Here is a 21,934-nt window from a genome sequence, read left to right as displayed (position 1 = left end):
TGCGCTCTGTCAGGGATACAACCCAATGAACAGGCGCAAACAAAGCATTCAAAAAAATCGCCAGTGATTGGCAAAGGTGCACAAATCAGCTAATGTAACTTTTTTGCAACTTTTGGATCCTTTGAGGTAGTGATGAATAAGTGGTTGTTGTTGGGTTTACTTAGTACTGGTGTCCATGCCTATGAGCCGGATAGAGACCAGGTACTGAGGTTTGAACCTACTCCATTTAAAGATGTGCAGCTCAATTGCCAGCGCGACAAAAACATTGTGCCCAGACGCAGTGACCTGATCCTGGATAATTATGCTTTGTTGGCTGCAGATAACGGCGAACGGGTTGCCATTATCACAGTGACCAATGGCGCTGGTGGTCAGCGTATGTTTAATCAGGAACATTTGGTGGCTTTACTCGCCGACTGCAGCCGTATTTTTCCGCTGGAGTTCGAACTTAGCCTGGCTGCTGGCCAGCAAACTACAGTACAAATTTATTTTGGTCGTCGGGTACAACCTGTACTGCAATTAATCAGCAACAACTAATGAGCACCAAAGCTTATTGCAAAAACCGCTCTTTATCTTCTATGGTGCATTGAGCTATTGGTGTGGGGTTATTGTCGCGCTGTACTGTCCAACATTCGTCATAAATTGAGCAATAACATAGCTCTATCTGCAGGTTGTCTTGGTCCGCCAGTAATTTCGCCACTTCAGTATCATGCAATTCCAGCGGTTTGGTGGACTCTCCCGACGACAGCACTATAGAACCTATATGTGATTGCACATGACCTACGGTGCGGCCACTACGCATTTTCAAGTAATCTGGCCAGCTTTTCACCGCTTTATTGTCAAAGCTCAGCCTGGCATGCTTAATAACTGCAGGCCCTGTGCCTTTGTTACTGACAATGTAATAAAAAAATGAACGACTGTCGTTATAGCTTCTTTGAATCTCAACTCTTGGCCACACCGATGCCCTGGCATAAGCCCTGTCAATAAAAGCCGAATAAATGCTGACAAAGGCGGTAATTAAACTGACGATCAGGGCTGAGCCCGCGATAATCATTTCCGGGTTCTTAAAGCTGTAACCTGTTGTCATCTCTTGATAATTCACTTTAACTTTGTTGATAAAAATTAGTGTAAAACATTTGTAACAGCAACAACAAGAGTAGAGCAGAAAAAATACAGGCAGTTCATAACCAATCATAGTCAGGCTAACTTTGTCGGCTATTTTTGTCGATTAACCTGATTGGCGACCGACAGGCTGCAAATTTGTTTAGATTTGATAACACTTTAGGTCTGCTAAAAGCGTTACACTCACACCGCTTTTTTCGGGTCGTTTTAAACAAGGAATGCTGTACATGTCTGATTACTCCACTCATGCACCCAAGTCGCGTATTTCTACCGGCGAATTTACTCTGCTGGTGGCGCTTTTGATGTCTATTGTTGCCATCTCTATTGACGCTTTATTACCAGCACTGGACGCCATTCGGGCCGATATTGCCATGAGTCACCCGAATCAGGCACAACTGGTGGTCAGTGCCTTATTTTTTGGCATGGCCATAGGCCAGTTGATTTGCGGGCCTTTGTCTGATGCCACTGGTCGGAAAAAAGTATTAAACGGCGGTATAGCACTGTTTTTAGTGGGTACAGCGATTTGTTATTTCGCGACGGATATCAACACTTTGTTGTTTGGCCGTTTTGTGCAGGGTTTAGGCGTGTCTGGCCCTTATGTGTCAGCTATTTCTATAGTGCGGGACAAGTACTCCGGCAATGATATGGCGCGTATTATGTCGCTGGTGATGATGATTTTTGTGATGGTGCCGGCTTTAGCGCCCAGCCTCGGACAGGCTGTGTTATGGATAGGCTCGTGGCGCGATATTTTTATACTTTATGTGTTTTATGCTTTGCTTATTGTGGTGTGGATTTTTATGCGCTTAGAGGAAACCCTGCCAAAAGAGCACCGTATTGCCATGAGTACAAAAGGCTTTGCTGAAGGCTTTAAGGAAGTGGTCAGTAACGTTCCTACTGTCTGCTATATGATTTGTATGGGGTTATTTTTTGGCAGCTTTATTGGTTACCTGAATTCGTCGCAACAAATTTTCCAGGACTTATTTAAAACAGGCGAGTTGTTTACCTTGTACTTTGGTTTACTGGCCATAGTCTTTGGCGCGGCCTCTCTGGTGAACTCCCGACTGGTACAAAAATGGGGTATGCAGCATTTATCCAACCGCGCTGTCTGGGGCATTATTATTAGCTCAGCCTTATTTTTAGCACTTCATTTAGTGATTGAAATACAGCTGTGGACTTTTGTAGTTTATGCGTCAGTCCTGTTTTTCTGCTTTGGTCTGGTGTTTGGCAATATCAACGCCATGGCGATGGAACCTATGGGTCATGTGGCTGGCATAGCAGCCGCTATTATTGGTTCTACTTCCTCTATTATGTCGATGAGTATAGGGACTGTGATCGGCTTGCTGTATGACGGCACTGTTATACCCGTCACTGCGGGTTTCTTTGTTTTTAGCTGCATCAGCATGGTTATTCTGACATTTGCGCAGAGGTATAAACTTAAAAACCCCGCCTAACAACACGTCTCTGCGATTAAGTAACCTGCTCAAGAATCCCCGCATAAAAATGCCGACAAACATTCTAAGCTTTGTCGGCTTTTTGTAGTCTCAACTTTGTCAGTTATCGCTATATGCTTATTTTTTATCGCCTTTTTTGTATTTTATCTGAGAGCTTTGCTGCACAAAAGCTGTAATTTCCAACTATGCTAAATGCGGCGTCAGTTCAGTTTTTACGAACAGCCCAATGTGCTTCACAATCACCAGATCACAGCCAAGCCTGAGGTGCTGGTATAGCCTGTAACGGATCAGAAAAAGACAAGAGGTCAGGATGTTTGTTGCTATTCCCAAAGAGGTAGTTCAAAACGAAACCCGAGTGGCGGCAACTCCAGCCACCACGGAACAATTACGTAAATTAGGATTTACTGTACTGGTAGAAGCGGGCGCAGGCAGTGCCGCTGGTTTTACTGATGAAGCTTACGTTCAGGCTGGTGCCAGCATTGCTGAGAGGGCGAAGCTGTGGGCCAGTGAGCTGATTTATAAGATCAATGCCCCAACGGAGCAAGAAATCGGCCAACTGCAAAAAGGCAGCACCCTGGTAAGTTTTATCTGGCCGGCACAAAACCCGGATTTAGTGGCACGTCTTGCCGCACAGGGTGTAAATGTACTGGCGATGGATATGGTGCCGCGCATTTCACGGGCGCAGTCACTGGATGCCTTGTCTTCGATGTCGAATATTGCTGGTTATCGCGCTGTAATTGAGGCAGCTCACAGCTTTGGCCGGTTTTTAAGTGGTCAAATCACAGCCGCAGGCAAAGTACAACCCGCCAAAGTGTTGGTGATTGGTGCTGGTGTGGCTGGTCTGGCAGCTATTGGTGCTGCCCGCTCTTTGGGCTCTATAGTCAGAGCTTTTGATACCCGCCTTGAAGTAGCCGAACAAATTGAGTCTTTGGGCGGCGAATTTTTAAAACTGGAATTTGCCGAAGACGGCTCCTCCTCCAGCGGTTATGCCAAAGTGATGTCGGATGAATTTATCGCGGCAGAAATGGCATTGTTTGCCGCCCAGGCCAAAGAAGTCGACATTATTATTACTACAGCTCTTATTCCCGGCAGACCTGCGCCTAAGCTGATCACCAAAGCCATGGTGGATTCGATGAAACCGGGCTCCGTGATTGTCGACTTAGCAGCAGCCACTGGTGGTAACTGCGAATATACAGAAGCAGGTCAAATCACAGAAACAACATCGGGCGTTAAGGTGATAGGTTACACCGACTTACCAGGCCGCTTAGCGGCCCAGTCGTCACAGCTGTATGGCACCAATCTGGTGAACTTAGCCAAACTCTTGTGTAAAACCAAAGATGGTCAAATGGTGCTGGATATGCAGGATGTGATTATTCGTAACATGTCGGTGGTGCATCAGGGTGAAGTGACCTTCCCTCCTCCACCCATTAGCGTCACTGCTGTTGCTAAACCTGTTGCTTCCAGCACAGCACAAGCAGTTGCCGCACCGAAAAAATCCATCAATACCAATTGGTTTATCGGCATTGCCGCGCTGTTGTTGCTGTGGATAGGCTACGCAGCCCCTACTGAATTTTTAGCGCATTTTACCGTATTTTTACTGTCCTGCGTGGTGGGTTATTACCTGGTCTGGAACGTAACTCACGCCTTACATACGCCTTTGATGTCGGTCACCAATGCCATCTCCGGCATTATAGTGCTCGGCGCTTTACTGCAAATCAGCAGCGACTCGGTGTTGGTGCAGGTGCTGGCGTTTTTTGCCGTGCTGATTGCCAGTATCAATATAGTAGGTGGTTTTACTGTCACGCAGCGCATGCTGAAAATGTTTCGCAAAGGCGGGGAGTAATAACCATGACACAAGGATTGATTACAGCGGCTTACATAGTTTCTGCCGCGTTTTTTATTGCAAGCCTCGCCGGTTTGTCGCAACAGGAAACCGCGCGCCGTGGCAACTGGCTAGGCATTTTAGGCATGACGATCGCACTTTTGGCGACTATTGCTGGCGTACATAGCGAGGCTATGTTGCCTTTAGTGATTGCTTTAGCCATAGGTGGTGCCATAGGTTTAAGACTGGCTTTGAAAGTTGAAATGACCCAAATGCCTGAACTGGTTGCTATTTTGCACAGTTTTGTCGGTTTGGCAGCAGTACTGGTGGGTTACAACAGTTTCTTTGAAACACACAAGGCCGAAGGTGCAGCCTTAACAGTGCATTTAACCGAAGTGTTTTTAGGCGTATTTATCGGCGCAGTCACCTTCTCCGGTTCTATCATCGCTTTTGCCAAGCTTCGGGGTATAGCCAGCTCTAAACCTTTGAGTATTCCGCACAAACATAAACTGAATTTACTGGCACTACTCGCCTCTACAGCACTGTTGATTTATTTTGTCAGCTTTAATGGCGCTGTGCCTGCCCTGCTGATTATGACGCTGATTGCTTTGCTGTTTGGGGTACATCTGGTTGCCTCCATTGGTGGCGCTGATATGCCAGTGGTGGTGTCTATGCTGAACTCTTATTCAGGCTGGGCTGCTGCAGCTGCGGGTTTTATGCTCTCCAACGACTTGCTGATTGTCACAGGTGCTTTGGTGGGTTCTTCCGGCGCTATCTTGTCCTACATTATGTGTAAGGCGATGAACCGATCCTTTATCTCTGTAATCGCAGGTGGTTTTGGTCAGGTGGATGCAAAACAAAGTTCAGGCGACGAAGAACAGGGCGAATACAGCGAAATTTCGGCGGAAGATGTAGCGGATTTGCTGAGAAACTCCAGCTCTGTGGTGATCACTCCAGGTTATGGTATGGCCGTGGCTCAGGCGCAGTATCCGGTAGCGGAGATATGCCAGAAACTCAAAGCCCGTGGTGTAAAAGTACGCTTTGGCATTCATCCTGTGGCTGGTCGTATGCCCGGTCATATGAATGTGCTGTTGGCTGAGGCCAAAGTGCCTTATGACATAGTACTGGAAATGGATGAAATTAATGACGATTTTTCCGACACCGATACGGTACTGGTGATAGGTGCTAACGATACAGTCAACCCTGCAGCTGCTGAAGATCCAACCAGCCCAATTGCAGGTATGCCGGTGCTGGAAGTCTGGAAAGCACAAAACGTGATTGTGTTTAAGAGATCGATGAACACCGGCTATTCTGGTGTAAATAACCCGCTGTTTTATAAAGACAACACTCAAATGTGTTTTGGTGACGCCAAAGCCACTGTGGATGCCATCCTAAAAGCGCTGTAAGCAGCCACCGATTGGAAAGCACCAACTGGTATCAATCTGCGCTGTGCCTTCGGGCCCAGCGCAGATTGTTCAATACGCTCCCCCTTCTGAGTTCAACCTCGTCTGCTCTGGAGTTTTGGCACAGTAATTTTGGAGTCGCGCTTCAGGCAGCCATTCACTGCGAAGGAAAAGCATGCGCAGCCCCACGGTTTTGCCAGCATTTTATCGTCTGTCCCCATTAAAATCAGCTGTAAAACTTGCACAGTAACTGTCACTAACCCCCACAAAAATGCAATCGTTTAACAAAATATTTTTCTTTATAATTCATAAACATAATATAAAAACCGCAAACAAAATAAAAAACCCATTAGTAAACGTTTACCTTGCCTGCTATAACTTCAGCCGTTCAACTGCTTTGGTACAACCAAGTGGTTAGACATACAACAAAAATCAAAATAATCGACAGGGGTAATTTATGACAATTCGCCGACTTTTTGCCGGGCTGGCTTACGCTTGCCTGTTTTTCCTCACAACACAGTCCCATGCCGCAGTAGTGTTGGGCGCCGATACCAGCTGGTTGTCCGAAATGGAGGCCAATGGCTATCTGTTTTACAATAGCAATGGTACACAGCAGGATCTATTCCCTATACTGAAACAACACGGCATGAGCGCTGTGCGGTTGCGGGTCTGGGTGAATCCGCAAAATGGTTACAACGGTATGACCGACGTGCTGGCCAAAGCGCAACGGGTAAAAGCCGCGGGTATGAAGCTGATGATCGATTTTCATTACAGCGACAGCTGGGCCGACCCGGGCCAGCAAACTAAACCAGCGGCCTGGGCCAGCTACAACGTGCAACAATTGATGGACAATGTCTGGAGCCATACCCGCAACAGTTTGCTGCAATTGCGTAACGCCGGTATCACGCCAGATTGGGTGCAAGTGGGCAACGAAACCAATGACGGTATGCTATGGCCTGAAGGCAGAGCATCGCTGAATATGAAAAACTATGCATGGTTAACCAACACAGGCTACAACGCAGTCAAGGACGTGTTTCCAGCAACTCCTGTGGTGGTGCATCTGGCCAATTGCCATAACGTGGAGAACTTTCGCTGGATTTTTAATGGCTTAAAAACCAATGGCGCGAAATTCGACATTATTGCTGCCTCGGCCTACCCCACCAATGCTTCAGGCTATACCTGGCAAAATGCTAACGCCGCCTGTTTGTTTACTCTGAATGAAATGGTGGCCACTTATGGCACTCCAGTGATGGTGACTGAAGTTGGAGTACCCTGGGATCATGCCCAAGCCAAACAAATAGTGGCAGATCTGATCACCAAAGTGGCTGCAGTGAATTCAGCTATGGGATTAGCAGTGTTTTACTGGGAACCTCAGGCTTATACGAACTGGAAAGGATACTCGCTCGGCGCTTTTACTCAAAATGGCGGCCCGGGCCCTGCCATGCAGGCATTTCTTGAAGCCAACAGCAGCAGGATAAAATCCCGTTTAAGCGGTAAATGCATAGATGTACCAGCTGCAAGTCAAAGCTCCGGTGCCCTGCTGCAGCAATACAACTGCAGTAGCGGTGCCAATCAGCAATGGCGCCCGGAAGCCACCGACAATGGTTATATGAGATTAAAAGCCAGTCATAGCGGCCTCTGTCTGGATCTGGCTAGCCAGAGCACAGCCAATAACATCAGACTGGTACAGCGCACTTGCAGCAGCAACAGTAGTCAGCAATGGCGCAGAGAATACATAGGTTCGGATCACTACCGGCTGCGCTCGCGCTTTAGCAACAGATGTATTGATGTCACGGGCTCGAGCTTAAGTGACGGCGCAGCTCTGATTCAATACAACTGTCATAACAACAGTAACCAGCAGTGGATCAATAACTAAGCTCACAGGCACCACAGGTTTTGTAATATTCAAAACCTGTGGTGCAACACAATGGCAGGCGCTTCGAATAAAGCTTTTGTAGTACCCCACTGAACAAAATCTCTCCTTCTGTCGTATATAACAGAACTACAACAACCTAAAGAGCCCATCCCATGTTTAGTTTTTTTAAGCGAGACCCTGTAAAAGCCTTACGACAAAAATACGATGCCAAGGCCGAACAAGCCATGCTGGCTCAGCGCAAAGGCGATATGCGCCTGTTTGCTGATTTAACGGCAGAAGCAGAAGAGTTATGGCAGCAGCTGGAGAAATTACAGGAAAAGAACAACTGATTAAGTTAAAAAATATACTCAATCAGTCGCTTCAAAAAAAGAGCATTGCATCTGAGCTCTGCTCTGTTCGTTATAATTTTAGCGCTTACAAGTACCAGACTATGTGCTGCATTGATTGGCCACTGTTACTTTGCCGGAAAATAGAAACCGTATTCCTGCTGTAGCTCTTTAAAAGCCGAAACTGAGGCTAAGTCCTTTGCAAACATGGCTGGCGTAGTCTTCGCAAAGTCCAGCACCTCTTTGCTCGGCTTATGATCCATGGTGTACATATTTTTCGCTTCAGTGGTATTGATACTGTAACTAAAATTGGCAATAGATTTTGAATGAATTCTCAATTCATAAGACACAACAAAATCATTGTTCTCAACAATAGGCAAAATCCCCAACGAGCCAGCCGCAAACATTAAAGACGTAAAGCTGGCCACATCTCCTCCTGCAGTTCCCTGATCGTGATAGGTCACCAATAATTTGACTGGAGTTCCATAGACCTCTTCGCCTAAATTTTTCAATTGCGGTAGTTTTTTTAATTGCTCTTCAATACCCAGTTCTTTGTCAAACATAGAGATAAACTGGACGGGCAGATCTGCGGCATTAACCTGCGCGGCGAAAGACATGATCGCGAATAAACCAAGGCTGTATTTCATTTCAAAGTCCTTATTGATAGCAGGATAATTTAACAACTGTCGCCAATGCTGCATCGTTGCCAGTGCGGAAGTCCGCGCTAAAATTTGGCTTTGAACTACTGTAAGCGATCTGATGCTTATCCAAAAAACGACGAATATGCTGCCGCTTTAATGCAAAATTGACATTTTGAGGCACAATGCCCTTTTCTATCAGGTTGGTAACATTCAGGGTACTAACTGCCATTCCTAACAATTCCCCCCCGTCTGAAACAATAGGTCCACCACTTGAACCAGGCTGAATTGGAGCGGAAAATTGTAAATGTCCCATAGAACCAGGTATACCTTCTGCGGCACTAACATTTCCTCTGGTTAAATTTGCACTTTGCGCCAGCACTCCCTGTAATGGATAGCCCACATTAGCAACAGGTTCGCCAACTACAGTCTCATCGCCTTCCCTTAAAGGTAAATATGGCACCTGAGTAAATTCACTGTTTAAAACAGCGGTATCCAGTAAGGTAGAATTTGCCGACAAGGTGGCATATGAGTCTTTTTGGCCAAAAGTCGCTTTTGTTACCAGACAATCATCCAATACATGAGCTGCAGTCAGGATTTGGCCATCTTTGTTGATGAAAAAACCTGTGCCGGTACTGACAGGCTTTTTCATATCTGCAATAGCTTCTTTGGCAACCTGATCTATTTTGGCAAGCTCAGGAAATCCACTCAGGCTGGGCTTCAGGGTGTTTAACACTTTTACGCTAATCACCTGCGCCGTTTTCAGCGCCGTATTGAAGAACGCAGCAGTTTGCGCTATGTCACCAATGTCAGCTTTATCTGTCTCTTTGCCTTCCATTAATAACTTGCCTTTAGTGTCAAATACCTTGTAGTTCAGCTGAAAATTTAACACACCACTCTCAGGCTTCCACTCGGGCGCAAGTGCAACAAGCAAAGCGTAATCGTCATTTGCATTAAATTGAGCCAAAGCTGAGTCTGAAAAATGGCTTTTAAACGCAGCATCAACACCCTGCGCAAGACCTTGGCCAGGGTTCACCCATAAGCCACGCCAACTGGCAAAAAATCTGGAGTTCAGGGAGCTTTTCGGAATGTAGTATCGAAGTTTTACCGGATTAGGCACCTGAACAGATTTATTTACAACGACCCCTTTAGGCAGAGCTGTTGGATCTTTTTTTACTGTAGTGCAACCAGAAACCAAAAGTGCCAGGCAAAGCAGCACAAAACCAAATTTTATATTCATCATTTTCCTTGTTATGAATCATTAAAGCTACCGGGGTCGCCTAAGCAGTAGGAGCAAGTAATCAGTTGATAATTTTCAATTTTTCAGCACTGTGTTTACTACTATAAAAAAATTGTTCAGATCAATACAAGAATAATTTTCAACATCACACAACCAAAGCTATATCAAGCTGAACAATCAAATAGCAAACACCCCTAAGCGGGAAACAACCCTATGTCTTGATGAAGGAAAAAAGCTTGAACAAAAGTGCAGATCACAGTGCGTGGCCCGGGCAAATTGAAAACACCGGCTTCGCTTCTATTCCTCAGAATATTTAATCAGTTCCTCGACATACAGATAGTCACTTTGCACCTGAGTCAGCTTAATAAATGTTTTCAGCTTGGGAGCATAAAGATGAATATCTTCGGTATCGGCACTGAACCCTCTGGAGTTTGTGATCTTGCCCTTGTATCTGATGCTGTAAGCCATAAAGGTTCCGGCTGGCACAGTTTCCTCTTTAAAAGACAAAACTTCAGCATCCTGAATGGTTGCGCCTGTCGTACCGTCATCACTTGTCCAGTGCTCTTCAAAGGTCCACTTTTTACCAACCTGTAAAGGCCAGCTATACCGGGGCGTTTTGCTCTGAACAGGTTTGACAATGGCGGCTAATGGAATGACCTTAGCTGCAGTTTGCATAAAGAGTTCGCCATTTTGGCTGATTATTTTTTTACTATCTTGTCCATCTGCACGTATTTCACCTGCAGTTGTTACGCCCTGGTATTTCCAAACCCATGTTTCGCCTTCCCGGTAGTCAGCGAGCTTGGGTTGTTGGGTAACATCAGATTGAGTTGCCAGACTACAGAGGCTACAGAGCAGTAGCGTCAAACAGACTAAATAGCAGCTTCGCATTTCAAAATATCCTTATAATTTAATGACTAACCAAACAAACCACCACAGCGCGAATTAAAAACCACCTAACTGAGAAGTGCATCATGTTTTAACGATTCATTTAGTATTTAGTAGTCAGCTTCAAAGCAGGCAGAAACACTGGCCGCTTACATCGGCTAATGGTGACAACTAGCTAGAAAAACGCCAACTACGAGCAAGATTCACGGCTTGAATCCTTAGGTGTTTTTAAACATCTTTGAACCCATTAAATGCCTTAACTTCTTCGCAACTATAAAAGTTGTGCATATAGGTAAGACCCAGCCTCCCCTTTCCTAGGTCAAAAAAATAGCAACCGCCCTTAATTTCTGAAAACTTAAGTGTCGAAAACTGCCAAAGTGCTTGGTTTTGATCTTTGAGTTCCAATGTACAGAAGTTGAAAAAGCATGTTGTTTTTTTTAATTCAGCTTTATAAGTCGGAATGCTGTCGATGTATATATTGTTATCAGTGAAGTTAACCGCCGGCAGAAGCGCAACTAACAATGTTGCAGGTATAACAGCTAGCAAACCACTTAAAGCGATTCGCTCATGCTGTGTCGCATTTTGACCTAAAATAACTTCACGGCCAGTTAAGAAATAAACAAGTAAGAAGATAAACGAGAAAACTATTAGAGCGTGTTGACGTTTCAGGGTTATTTTTGCAGCAGTCTGGCCGGTTTTTATGCAAGGCAGCGCGAGTGCAGTGTAGTTATTCTACATAAACGAGTGCTAACGCAGCAGAAAGGCCGGCCAGGCGCTGCCCTTCGGGTTCGTCTGGCGGCGCCCTGAGCTTTGTCACTCGTCGCTCATTTAGAATAACTAAACTTCGCTCCTCCTTTCGCGCTCAAAGCACCGCCAGAACGAACAAAATTTAATCTCGAAACGTCAACACGCTCTAGTCCAACTGACACTATGGCTAACAATGCATCCCTGTCTGTAAAAGTAGTATTTGAACCTATTAACTGCGTAAACAAAAACAAAACTCCGAATAAACCGATTATTTGTCTTATTGCTGTAGATTTCAAAAATGCCTACGAGGTGCATAAAGCAGCCAGTAAGCGTGCTTTTGTAGTGAAAGCTAAGCCGCCGCTAAAAAAACGTTGCCGTGACTGGCCTTGTTATAAGCCAATTACTTCCTTAGCCCAATGACTTTTAAGCCATTTTCTTCATAAACAACGATATCGGAAGTTTTAGCGGAGAACAAAATTTTAACCTCTTTCCCCGGAGGGACCTGTTCTGAGTATGGCTCTAACGACTCAATAGCTTTCCATTGCCCGTTTACAAACCCATCGGATTGACCAAAATTAAATTTATTCTCTTGTTCAAGCTTTAAAAGAGGATAAAAAACCGCTGCACTTAATAAAATACCAATAATCAAACCAATAGCCAGATTTTTCACTGATGCCTCCATGGCTTATAACAATACATTTTCGAAGGCCGTCCGCTCGCAAGTCGAACTTTTTTCTGCCTTTTTATGGCCTTTATTCATACCAAACTAACGCTGACGTACCTCTATTTCAACAGGTTTTTCTGACATCACTAAAATTATGGCCGACAAAATCTGTGCAGGCAGTACGCTGGTTGTCCTTTGATTTACTCAAGTACAAGCTGCTGCGGATCAGACATAAGCCTAAAGTAAAAAGCAGGCTGTGTTTGCCTGCTTTTCACCCCCAACGACTGCACAACTAAGGCGCCGTAATCACCTTATTCGCCAGTACTCTGGCTTTGCCTAAAAAGCCAGACCAGCGGATATTGAAGCGTATTAAACCCCAGTAAGTTAAAGGCACCAGCAATAAACTGGTTAAGGTAGAAAACACCAGTCCACCAATGATAGCAATAGCCATAGGCGCATAACTGGGGCCACCACCACCTATAGTGGCATCGCCAAAAGCCAGAGGTAACAACCCCAGCACAGTAGTAGATACCGTCATCAAAATAGGTCGTAACCGAGCCTCACAGGCTTCAATGATTAAAGGCACCAGCTCTGCATCCGGACTTTCGTGGCGTAACTGGTTAATACGATCGACCAGTACTATACCGTTATTCACCACTATGCCCATCAGCACCAGCATTCCTATCATGCCCATGATGCCCATCGAAGTGCCTGTGAATAAAAAGGCCCAAAACACACCGACAAAAGAGAACAGCAAAGAACCAATGACAGCAGTAGGCATGATTAGAGATTCAAACAAAGCCGCCATCACCAGATAAATCATCGCCACAGCCAGCAGCATATTAATCTGCATTATGCCTTGAGCTTCATCCTGATACTGAAAGCTACCTTCAAAAGACCAGGCATAACCAGCGGGTAATTGCAGCTGATTTAACCTATTGGTTAACTCTGCTTTGGCTTTATCCATCGTCAGCTCTTTGCTCATATTCATCCCAATGGCAAGCGTGGTCTGACGGTTAAAACGCCGGATTTCCGACAAGAGCGGCGCTATTTTCAATTCAGCCACCTGAGCCAAAGCAATCACCACATTGCCTTTCACCTGTACAGGAATAGCGGCCAGTTCGGCCGGTGAGTGACTGACTTTTTCGTCGTATAACACTCTAAGCTGCACTTCGCCCTGATCTTCAGAGCGGAAGGTGCGTAGGTTGCTGCCACGCAGTGCTAAACTCACAGCCTGAGCTACAGAGCTCGCATCTAAACCCTGACGTTGTAACTCTTCGTTGTTCAGCAGAATTTGCATTTCAAACTGACCTTCAGCTACTTCAGAGCGCACATCCTCTAAGCCTTCGATTTGAGATATGACAGGCACTATATCAGCAGCTAACTTAGTCAGCATTTCAGTGGATGGACCGGACAAATGCACCTGCATGCCCCCACCACTGTCACTCCAGCCAAAAGTAGGCTGAGAACGCACCAGCTGCGGCCAGTTCTTCCGAATATTTTCCTTAATTTCAGCCACAGGTTTGATCAACGGATCGTTAAACATAATGATAGAGATTGCATGATTCGCTCTGTAATAGCTGTAGACAGATTCAATTTCAAACTCTTCTTGGTGCTGATATAAATAAGCTTCCATTCGATCGACTTCCTGCTCTACCTCAGCCAGGCTGTAATTGCCCTGTACGTTGTAGTTCAGAAAAGCCCTGCCGCTGTCACCACCATCTTCATCACCACCAGAAACAGCCCCTATAGGAATGGCAATACTGAATAACAATAAAAAGGCGATGCCAGTGGCAGCTTTAGGTGAACGCATTACCCAACGTAAACAACGACCATAAAACAGCTCTACCTTGCTTGGTGCTGCATTGTCGCTGCTATGAATTTGCTGAATTTTGGTCGTTAAAAAAGGAATTAAAGTTAATGCCATCAACAAAGACACACCAAGAGCTATAGTGATGGCAATAGCCACATGTTCTAAAAACACAGTAACGTCTACTTTTTGACCAATGATATTGGGCAGAAATACAATAGCTGTAGTGGCAGTGCCAGCCAGCACAGCCAGACTGACGCGGTGCACTCCCAGTTCTGTGGCCTTTTTAATGTCAGGATGTGCAGCTCGTTCACGAAAGATACTTTCAGTCACGACCACAGAGTTATCCACCAGCATCCCCACGGCCAGCATCAAGCCCATCATACTGAGTATATTTAGGCTGTAACCGAGGAAATACATAGCGCCGAGCGTAATAGCCAAAGAAACAGGCACAGACAACACCACTACTAAAGTGGTTGGAATATGACGTAAAAACAAATACAAGACACCAAAAGATAACAAGGCGCCGATAGCACCTGAACTTAACAAGTTAGCTAACGAATCCGTCACGCCTTTGGCGGTATCATCCATGATAAATAAGTTGATACCGTTAAAGGCCGGGTCTTTACCTGCAGCATCGACCACAGCAATAGCGGCGCGGGATACATCCACCAGATTGGCATTGGATTCTTTAAATACGTTCATGCCCACGGCATAAGTTTGATGTAAATGCCGGCCTTCAGTACGTTTTGGTAATTCCAATATCACGTCGGCTACAGCACCTAAGGTTAAACCTGCCCGTATCGGCAAAGCACGAATTTCATCCAGACTGACAAATTCACCTACAGGTTTAACCAGAATACTTTCATCCGGATTACGTAGCTCGCCTGCAGTCATAGCGAAGTTACTTTCCTGCAGCAACTGCAGTAGCTGCGCTGGGTCAACCTGCAGATTACGCATACGTTGTGGGTCGAGGCGAATAGTCACCTGACGCTTATCCACGCCATAGAGCTCCACCCTGGATACACCGGGCACGCGCTCCAGGGGGCGTTTGATCACCCGCTCCAACAAGTCATAGGCCATAGCCAGGTCACGGTCACTGGAAATCCGAAGTTGGAAAATCGGCATATCGGCCGTATTAAACTGATACACCATCACTCGTTCTGCGTCTCGTGGTAACAAATGACGCATATTGTCTAAACGTTCACGCACTTCAATACTCTTGGTATTGATGTCTTCTTCCCAGTTAAATTCCAGCGAGATACCTGCGCCATCCTCTCTGGAGAAACTACGCATTTTTTTAACCCCTGTAACTGTGGCTAAAGCCTCTTCCACAGGTCTGGTAATTAAGCGTTCTATCTCACTGGGCGTTGCGTTTGGGTAAGGCACATTGACATAAATTTCCGGAATGTCGATGCCTGGGAATTTCTCCAGGGGCAACATCCGACTAGCGATCAAACCAAACACCAGCAAAGACAAAAACAACATGCACAAAGTCACAGGCCGGGTTAAAGCAAAACGGGTAATGGCTAAAGGTTGATGATCCATGCCTCTACTCCTTAGCCGCTTGCGCATCACGCGCAGTCAGACGATACAACACTGGAATAAACACCAGGGTGAGCAAGGTAGACAGGCTTAAACCCCAAATCACAGTAATAGCCATAGGAGAGCGGATCTCGGCACCATCACTGCTGCCAAGCACCATAGGCAACAAACCTAATACAGTGGTTAAGGTGGTCATCAATACAGGGCGTAAACGGGTGGCGCCTGCCTGCACTATGGCGTCATTGAGTGCTATGCCTTCAGCACGTAACTGGTTGATACGGTCAATCAACACTATAGCGTTATTCACCACTATACCGGCCAGCATAATCAGACCTATAAAGACGATGACAGAAACTCTGGTACCTGTCAGCCACAAACCAAGCACGGCACCAGCACCAGCCAGAGGCACAGTAAATAAAATCAGTAAAGGTTGCAGCAGATTTTCAAACTGGGACGCCATCACCAGATACACCAGAAATACCGCCAGCAACAAGGCCATCATCAGGGAATTAAATGAACGTTCCATTTCTTCACTTTGGCCCACTATAGTGGCCCCTACACCATAAGGCAGAGTCAGCTCTGCCAATACAGCTTTGGCCGCTGCTGTGCCTTGCTCTAAATCTCCATAAGCCAGATTCGCGCTAACCAAAGCCACCCGCTGCTGACCAATACGGGTAATTTCGCTTGGTCCTATTTCACGTTGAATATCAGCCACAGCAGACAAAGGCAGCGGGTTTTTGCTATTTGGATTGATGATAATTTGTGACAGTTGCTGCTCTGAGTTGCGGAAGTTTTCCGCCAGACGTACCCGGATATCCACTTTGCGATCGTTAATTGAGTACTGGCCAGCCACCTCACCCCCAATATAATTAGCCACACGTTTGGATACATCCGCTGCAGTTAAACCCAACTGCGATAATCTGTCGTGATGGAAATGCAAGGTAAGCTCCGGCTGACCTGAACGTAGAGAGCTTTTGATATCCGTAAATCTGTTATTGGCAGCTAACAGCTTGGCCAGTTGATCAGACGTGGCTTTTAAACTGGTTAAATCATGGCCTGACAGTTCAATTTCCATTGGAGTGCTGAAACTGAACAGCTCTGGTCTGTCAATTTTTGCAGTCAGAGCCGGCATGGTGCTGACGGTATCGCGGAACAGTTGAATAAGGCGTTCTTCATCTTCTGTAGTAGCACTGTCTTTTAAAATAATACTTAAACGGCCCCAGTGGCTGCCACCCACATTTGGATCTACAGTCATCTGCTGCCCTGTACCGGCCTGAGCATAACTGCGATCAATTTCAGGTTGCAGTGAAGCCACAGCGGCCAGTTGCTTCAGTACTTTGTCAGTGCGCTCAATGGCGCTGCCAACGGGCAATTGCACTTCAACATAAAACTCGCCCTGACTCATGCTTGGGATCACATCAAAGCCTAAACCAGGGATCAGCGAATAAATCAGCGCTGTGATGCCTATAGTAGCGGCCACCACCAAAGTTTTTACTTTGAGGGCTGCAGTTAATACGGCACGATAGCCCGATTCCAACGCTGTTAAAAAAGCCTGCACCAGATTAAGCAAAGGGTTAAAGATAAAGCTTAATGCTTTAGCCACAACACGGAACAAAATGGTCAACAAGGTAAACAAACCTAAAAACAAAAAGCGAACGCCCAGATATAACAGATGGAATGGCAACAGCGGCCATAAATACCAACGAGAGGGTTTAATAGTTAGTTTGCTTGTTTCTGCAGCAACTGCCGAAGCTGAAGCAGAACCAGTGCGCTCGCGGGCTGCCATAGCCGGAATAAGTGTTAATGCCACCAATAACGACGCCAGCAAAGCATAAGTAACAGTTAAAGCCTGATCTTTAAATAGTTGCCCTGCCACACCTTCGACAAACACCAGCGGGAAAAACACTGCCACTGTAGTTAACGTAGAGGCAGTTATCGCCATCGATACTTCACTGGCACCTTTTTTTGCCGCGTCCATAGGTGCCATGCCCTGCTCTTTGTAACGGGCAATGTTTTCGAGCACCACTATAGCATTGTCTACCAGCATACCTATGGCCAGGGCAATACCGCCTAAACTCATAATATTTAAGCTAATATCCTGCGCATACATCAGATTAAAGGTGGCAATCACCGACAAGGGAATAGACACAGAGATCACTAAAGTGGTCCAGACATTACGCAGGAATAAATACAACACCAGCATAGCCAGAATACCACCGGCAAAGGCGGCAGATTTTACTTCATCTATGGCTTGTTTAATAAAAGTAGACTGGTCATACACCAAGGTAAGCTGATAACCGGCAGGCAGATTTTTTTCTAAATCCCCCAGTTTTTCTGTCACTGTTTTTGCAACCTGAACTGTATTGGCGTCACCTTCTTTATAAATAGAAATTTCAATGGCTTCTTTACCATGCACATAAGTAATGCTCTGACGGTCGACAAAAGAGTCACGCACTTCAGCAATATCTGACAAGCGAATTTGGCTTTCGCCGACTTTGGAGATATATAAGTTACGAATTTCGTCCAGGGAAGCAAATTGGTTAATAGTGCGAACTAAATAGTCATTGCTACCTGTTTCTAACCGACCACCCGCCTGATTAATGTTTTGCTCTTTTAAACGCTGATTGATAGTGCTGATATCCAGCTTTAACTGGCTTAACTTTTCATTGTTAACAAGAATTTGAATTTCCTGAGTCAAGCCCCCATCAGGTCGCACTGCAGCTACACCAGGCAAAGATTCTAAACGGCGACGTAAATCTTCTTCTGCAAAAGTACGTAAACTCACCAGTTGAGCCGGGGTTAGATCATTTTTTTCATCCCGGCTTAACGCCAAACGTACCACAGGATCTAAATTCGGGTTAAACCGAAGCAACAAAGGCTTTTTCACATCTAGCGGCAGATAAAGTACGTCGATTTTTTCCCGCACTTCAAGACCTGCCAGATCCATATCTGAGCCCCATTCAAACTCCATGATCACATCAGAACGACCAGCTCGGGATACGGAATGCACTTTACGAATACCTTTGACTATGCCCACTGCCTCTTCAATCGGCTTACTCACCAGTTGCTCCACTTCAGCCGGTGCCGCGCCCTGGTATTCAGTGCGGATTGTTAAGGTTGGGTAAGACAAGTCAGGAAGTAAATTGACGGCTAGCCGGCCCATGGCGACCAGACCAAATAACATAATACCTAATGTAAACATCCACATGGTGACAGGACGTGCAACAGCTATATCCACTAGTTTCATAGAAAGTCCCTAAATTATTTTTATTTATTCATAACGGTGGGGCTTAAGCCCCACTGCTGAGGGAGAGTTGATTAGCTTTTCGCAATGACCTGAACAGGGCTTTGCTCTTTTAGACTAGCCTGACCTGCAGTAACGACCTGATCACCTTCAGCTAAACCAGCGACCACTTCAAACATGGTGTCGGATTCATAGCCAGTCGTGATAGTTTTGCGTTCAACTTTGCCGTCTTTGTTCACCACGAAGACTGAACTGCTGTTATCCATCGCCATCACTGCACGTTTTGGCACTAATAACGCCGCATCTTTTGCATCGTATTGCACTTCAACCTGAGCAAACATACCGGCTTTTAAGGTCAGATCGCTGTTATCTACGGCCACTGTGACTCGGGCTGTGCCTGTAGCTGCATCAACCACGGGAGAAATACGGATAATCTGAGCTTGTTTAACCGGCATAGCGGCAAAATGTAAGTGAGCAACCTGACCCACTTTAGCACGAGGCAACTGATGCTCTGGTAAATTGATCACAGCTTCTAAGCGCTCTTGTGACACAATTTCAAACAAGGCTTTGGACGAGTACTCAGTGATCAACTGACCCACTTTGACATGACGACGAGCCACAACACCACTGATGGGGGCAATGATTTGAGTTTCTTTTAACGCCAACTCTGACAAGGCCACTGAAGCAGACAAGGATTCAACCTGCCATTTTAATTTGTCGTATAAATCAAAACTCACCAGTTTCTTCTGATACATAGCCTCTAAACGCGCCAGCTCACTTTTTAACTGGCCGAGTTCAGCCTTACCTTTGGCTAAATTCAGTTGCTGACGTTCAGTGTCTAAAATTGCCAGTACTTGACCGGCTTTCACTACATCGCCCTCTTCCACAAACAACTGCTGCACTATGCCAGTAGACTTGCTATTCACCTCAGCATCCTCTTTGGCTTCCAGTGTGCTTGTGGTGCGGTACAAGCTGCTGATTTCACCACGACTGACCAAAGCAGCCTCAACAGGAATACTAATGACGGTGTCCACTTTAGCAGCATCAGGGCTTCCTTCAGCATTACCGCATCCGGTTAAGACCAAAGAACTGGCTAATAAGGCAGTGGTTACAGCAGTTGCAAGCAATGAGCGGGTTTTCATAATGAGTCCTTGAATAAACAAAATCGAATCAGTTGCAATCGGATTGCATCCCCTGTGCCATTTCGAAAAGTACTTAAAATCCTTTTAAAAACAACATCATAAAATTAGAAAATAAAAACCTGGCTGAGTTTATCTTTATTCTTTGGCAAATTTCACTACTTTTTAGTCAATCAAAGATCCGACCAGTAACGCGATATGCCAGATTTAGAGCATGTACTCTAAGGCCTTGTCCCCCTATAATGCCGCGAAATTTATTACAGGGTACACAAATAATGTTACGAAAAGCTTCATTACCTTTGGCAATCAGCCTTGCCTTCGCCAGTCAATCTGCATTCGCCGAAGGCTATAAACTATTTGAACAATCCGTCAGCGCTGCCGGTAACGCTTATGCAGGTCGCGGTGCTCAGATCTCCGACGCCTCTTTACTCTATTCAAACCCTGCAGCATTAACTGAATTAGAAGGGGCGAATTTTTCCGGTGGCGTCAACCTGATCTATGCAACCAGTCGCTACAGTGACGCATCAGCCCAAAGTGCAAATGGTATGGCGGTATCTGGCCGCGACTCTGGCAAAGCGACTTTATCGGAGTTGGTTCCTTTTGGTTTTTACACAGACCACTTCAGCGATACTATAAGCTGGGGTATCGGTATCTATGCCCCTTTTGGTTTGTCATCCAACTACCATGACGATTGGGTAGGCCGCTACTTTGCCGATGAAACTGCAATTAAAGTGGTGGCGGTACAGCCTACTCTGGCCTATAAACTGAACCAAGTTTGGTCAGTAGGTTTGGGTATCAATATCAATTACGCCGAAGGCACTTTATCCAAATACAAAGACCACTCAGGCCTCTGTGAACTTGGAACCAACATTAATGGACTGTACGGCGCCAATGTATATAACGCAGCCTATTGTGATAGCCATTACGAAGTAAATGGCGATGATGTAGCTGCAGGTTACAACCTGGGTATTCACTCTGACCTCGGTACCACCAAGTTGGCCTTGGTGTATCACTCAGCAGTGAAATACAATTTAAAAGGTGATTCTGAAATTACCAACACGCCTATTACAGGCGCCAATGTGGCTGGCAATCCAAACTTTATCGTGGCTCGTCCAGAGCTGCCGGCCATCAGCCTGGCCACAGGCAAACTGGCTGCAAACAGCTATCTGAACGAACAAAGCAAACTAGATTTAACCACTCCGGCCAACCTGGCTTTTAGTGCTGATCAACAAATCACAGAACTCTTATCTGTGCAAGCCAGTGTTACCTGGACAGGCTGGAGCAGCTTTGAGTCTATTGATATCGTCAGCGATGACTCCACTCCCAGCATTTCACTGAGTACTCAATTACCACAGAACCTTAATAAAGAAGGTTATATTGGCTATATCCCAGAGCATTGGCATGACACCTGGTCGTTCTCTTTAGGCACCACAGTGCATTACGATGATCAATTGACGCTAAGAACAGGCCTGGCTTACGACGAAAACCCTATCACGACCAGCCATAAAACAGCGCGGGTACCCACAGCAGATCGGATTTGGTGGACCTGGGGGGCGACCTGGGCTCTGAGCGCAGCACAAAGTGTTGACTTTGCTTATGGCTATATGTGGATGAACAAAGTCAGTATCGATGAGCACGAATACAACGCCAATGGCAACCGTATTTATAACTCAGGTGTACAAGCCAACTACCGTAACAAAGCTCAGGTTTTAGCTGTCCAGTGGAACTATAAATTTTAAAAAACCTAACCTTTTATCAAAAGCCACCGTTTTAACAGTGGCTTTTTCTTTTTCGCAGTTAATAGCGTGAAAAGAGCAACAGCTCTGATAGCTACAGTCGCAAAAATGGCCACGTCCTGTGGCCATTTTTGCTTTACAACCTATCACCTACCAGTGAATTATTTAATCTGAACCCGAGATAATGAGTGTCGACCTTTTTCGATTTAATAAATTAAATCAGAGAAGTAAAATTGTTATATTCAACAACCAAAGTCTATTCATTAGCACCGCTTATCCCACATTCATC

At 45.7% G+C, this 21,934-nt stretch carries 15 protein-coding genes; 7 read left to right on the top strand and 8 right to left on the bottom strand.

Annotated elements, in window-relative coordinates; all coding sequences use genetic code 11:
* The first annotated feature begins 132 nt into the window (after positions 1-132).
* Entirely contained in the window at positions 133-534 is a 402-nt protein-coding gene (locus EMM73_RS10080; RefSeq protein ID WP_127686305.1) for a hypothetical protein, read from the top strand.
* Positions 535-547: 13 nt separating this feature from the next.
* Here the strand turns inward: EMM73_RS10080 and EMM73_RS10075 are convergent, their stop codons facing one another.
* Positions 548-1,099, bottom strand: coding sequence for a hypothetical protein (locus EMM73_RS10075; RefSeq protein ID WP_261373377.1), 552 nt, complete (start codon positions 1,097-1,099; stop codon positions 548-550).
* 247 nt (positions 1,100-1,346) lie between these two features.
* Here EMM73_RS10075 and EMM73_RS10070 point away from each other — a divergent pair, with 247 nt between their 5' ends.
* From EMM73_RS10070 to EMM73_RS10050, 5 genes are all read left to right on the top strand, one after another.
* Complete coding sequence (locus EMM73_RS10070; protein WP_127686304.1) at positions 1,347-2,570, top strand: multidrug effflux MFS transporter; 1,224 nt, start codon at positions 1,347-1,349, stop codon at positions 2,568-2,570.
* A gap of 310 nt (positions 2,571-2,880) precedes the next feature.
* Entirely contained in the window at positions 2,881-4,413 is a 1,533-nt protein-coding gene (locus EMM73_RS10065) for a Re/Si-specific NAD(P)(+) transhydrogenase subunit alpha (protein ID WP_127686303.1), read from the top strand.
* 5 nt (positions 4,414-4,418) lie between these two features.
* Positions 4,419-5,798 (top strand): Re/Si-specific NAD(P)(+) transhydrogenase subunit beta, encoded by a 1,380-nt coding sequence (gene pntB, locus EMM73_RS10060; protein WP_127686302.1) that lies wholly within the window; start codon positions 4,419-4,421, stop codon positions 5,796-5,798.
* A gap of 454 nt (positions 5,799-6,252) precedes the next feature.
* Positions 6,253-7,671, top strand: a complete 1,419-nt coding sequence (locus EMM73_RS10055) for a ricin-type beta-trefoil lectin domain protein (protein ID WP_127686301.1) — start codon at positions 6,253-6,255, stop codon at positions 7,669-7,671.
* A 152-nt stretch (positions 7,672-7,823) separates the two neighbouring features.
* Complete coding sequence (locus EMM73_RS10050) at positions 7,824-8,000, top strand: DUF6435 family protein (RefSeq protein WP_127686300.1); 177 nt, start codon at positions 7,824-7,826, stop codon at positions 7,998-8,000.
* Between the two features lie 125 nt (positions 8,001-8,125).
* Here the strand turns inward: EMM73_RS10050 and EMM73_RS10045 are convergent, their stop codons facing one another.
* The 7 genes from EMM73_RS10045 to EMM73_RS10010 form a co-directional block, all read right to left on the bottom strand.
* Entirely contained in the window at positions 8,126-8,644 is a 519-nt protein-coding gene (locus EMM73_RS10045; protein ID WP_127686299.1) for a hypothetical protein, read from the bottom strand.
* A gap of 10 nt (positions 8,645-8,654) precedes the next feature.
* Positions 8,655-9,875 carry a S1 family peptidase gene (locus tag EMM73_RS10040; protein ID WP_127686298.1) on the bottom strand — a complete coding sequence of 407 codons (1,221 nt, stop codon included), beginning with the start codon at positions 9,873-9,875 and terminating at the stop codon, positions 8,655-8,657.
* Positions 9,876-10,172: 297 nt separating this feature from the next.
* A complete protein-coding gene (locus EMM73_RS10035; protein ID WP_127686297.1) occupies positions 10,173-10,763 on the bottom strand; it encodes a hypothetical protein in 591 nt (196 codons plus the stop codon).
* A gap of 1,144 nt (positions 10,764-11,907) precedes the next feature.
* Positions 11,908-12,177, bottom strand: coding sequence for a hypothetical protein (locus tag EMM73_RS10025; protein WP_127686296.1), 270 nt, complete (start codon positions 12,175-12,177; stop codon positions 11,908-11,910).
* Positions 12,178-12,463: 286 nt separating this feature from the next.
* Positions 12,464-15,529, bottom strand: coding sequence for an efflux RND transporter permease subunit (locus tag EMM73_RS10020; protein WP_127686295.1), 3,066 nt, complete (start codon positions 15,527-15,529; stop codon positions 12,464-12,466).
* A gap of 4 nt (positions 15,530-15,533) precedes the next feature.
* Complete coding sequence (locus EMM73_RS10015; RefSeq protein ID WP_127686294.1) at positions 15,534-18,773, bottom strand: efflux RND transporter permease subunit; 3,240 nt, start codon at positions 18,771-18,773, stop codon at positions 15,534-15,536.
* A 71-nt stretch (positions 18,774-18,844) separates the two neighbouring features.
* On the bottom strand, positions 18,845-19,912 hold the full coding sequence (locus EMM73_RS10010) for an efflux RND transporter periplasmic adaptor subunit (protein WP_127686293.1): 1,068 nt from the start codon (positions 19,910-19,912) through the stop codon (positions 18,845-18,847).
* Positions 19,913-20,184: 272 nt separating this feature from the next.
* On the opposite strand from EMM73_RS10010, the gene EMM73_RS10005 reads away from it, so the two are divergent.
* The gene (locus tag EMM73_RS10005) at positions 20,185-21,648 is read left to right on the top strand and encodes an OmpP1/FadL family transporter (protein WP_127686292.1); all 1,464 of its coding nucleotides are present in this window, start codon (positions 20,185-20,187) and stop codon (positions 21,646-21,648) included.
* Positions 21,649-21,934: the final 286 nt, after the last annotated feature.

The organism is Rheinheimera sediminis (assembly GCF_004005375.1).
Classification (GTDB): Bacteria; Pseudomonadota; Gammaproteobacteria; order Enterobacterales; family Alteromonadaceae; genus Pararheinheimera.
This window is presented reverse-complemented; position numbering and strand designations above follow the sequence as displayed.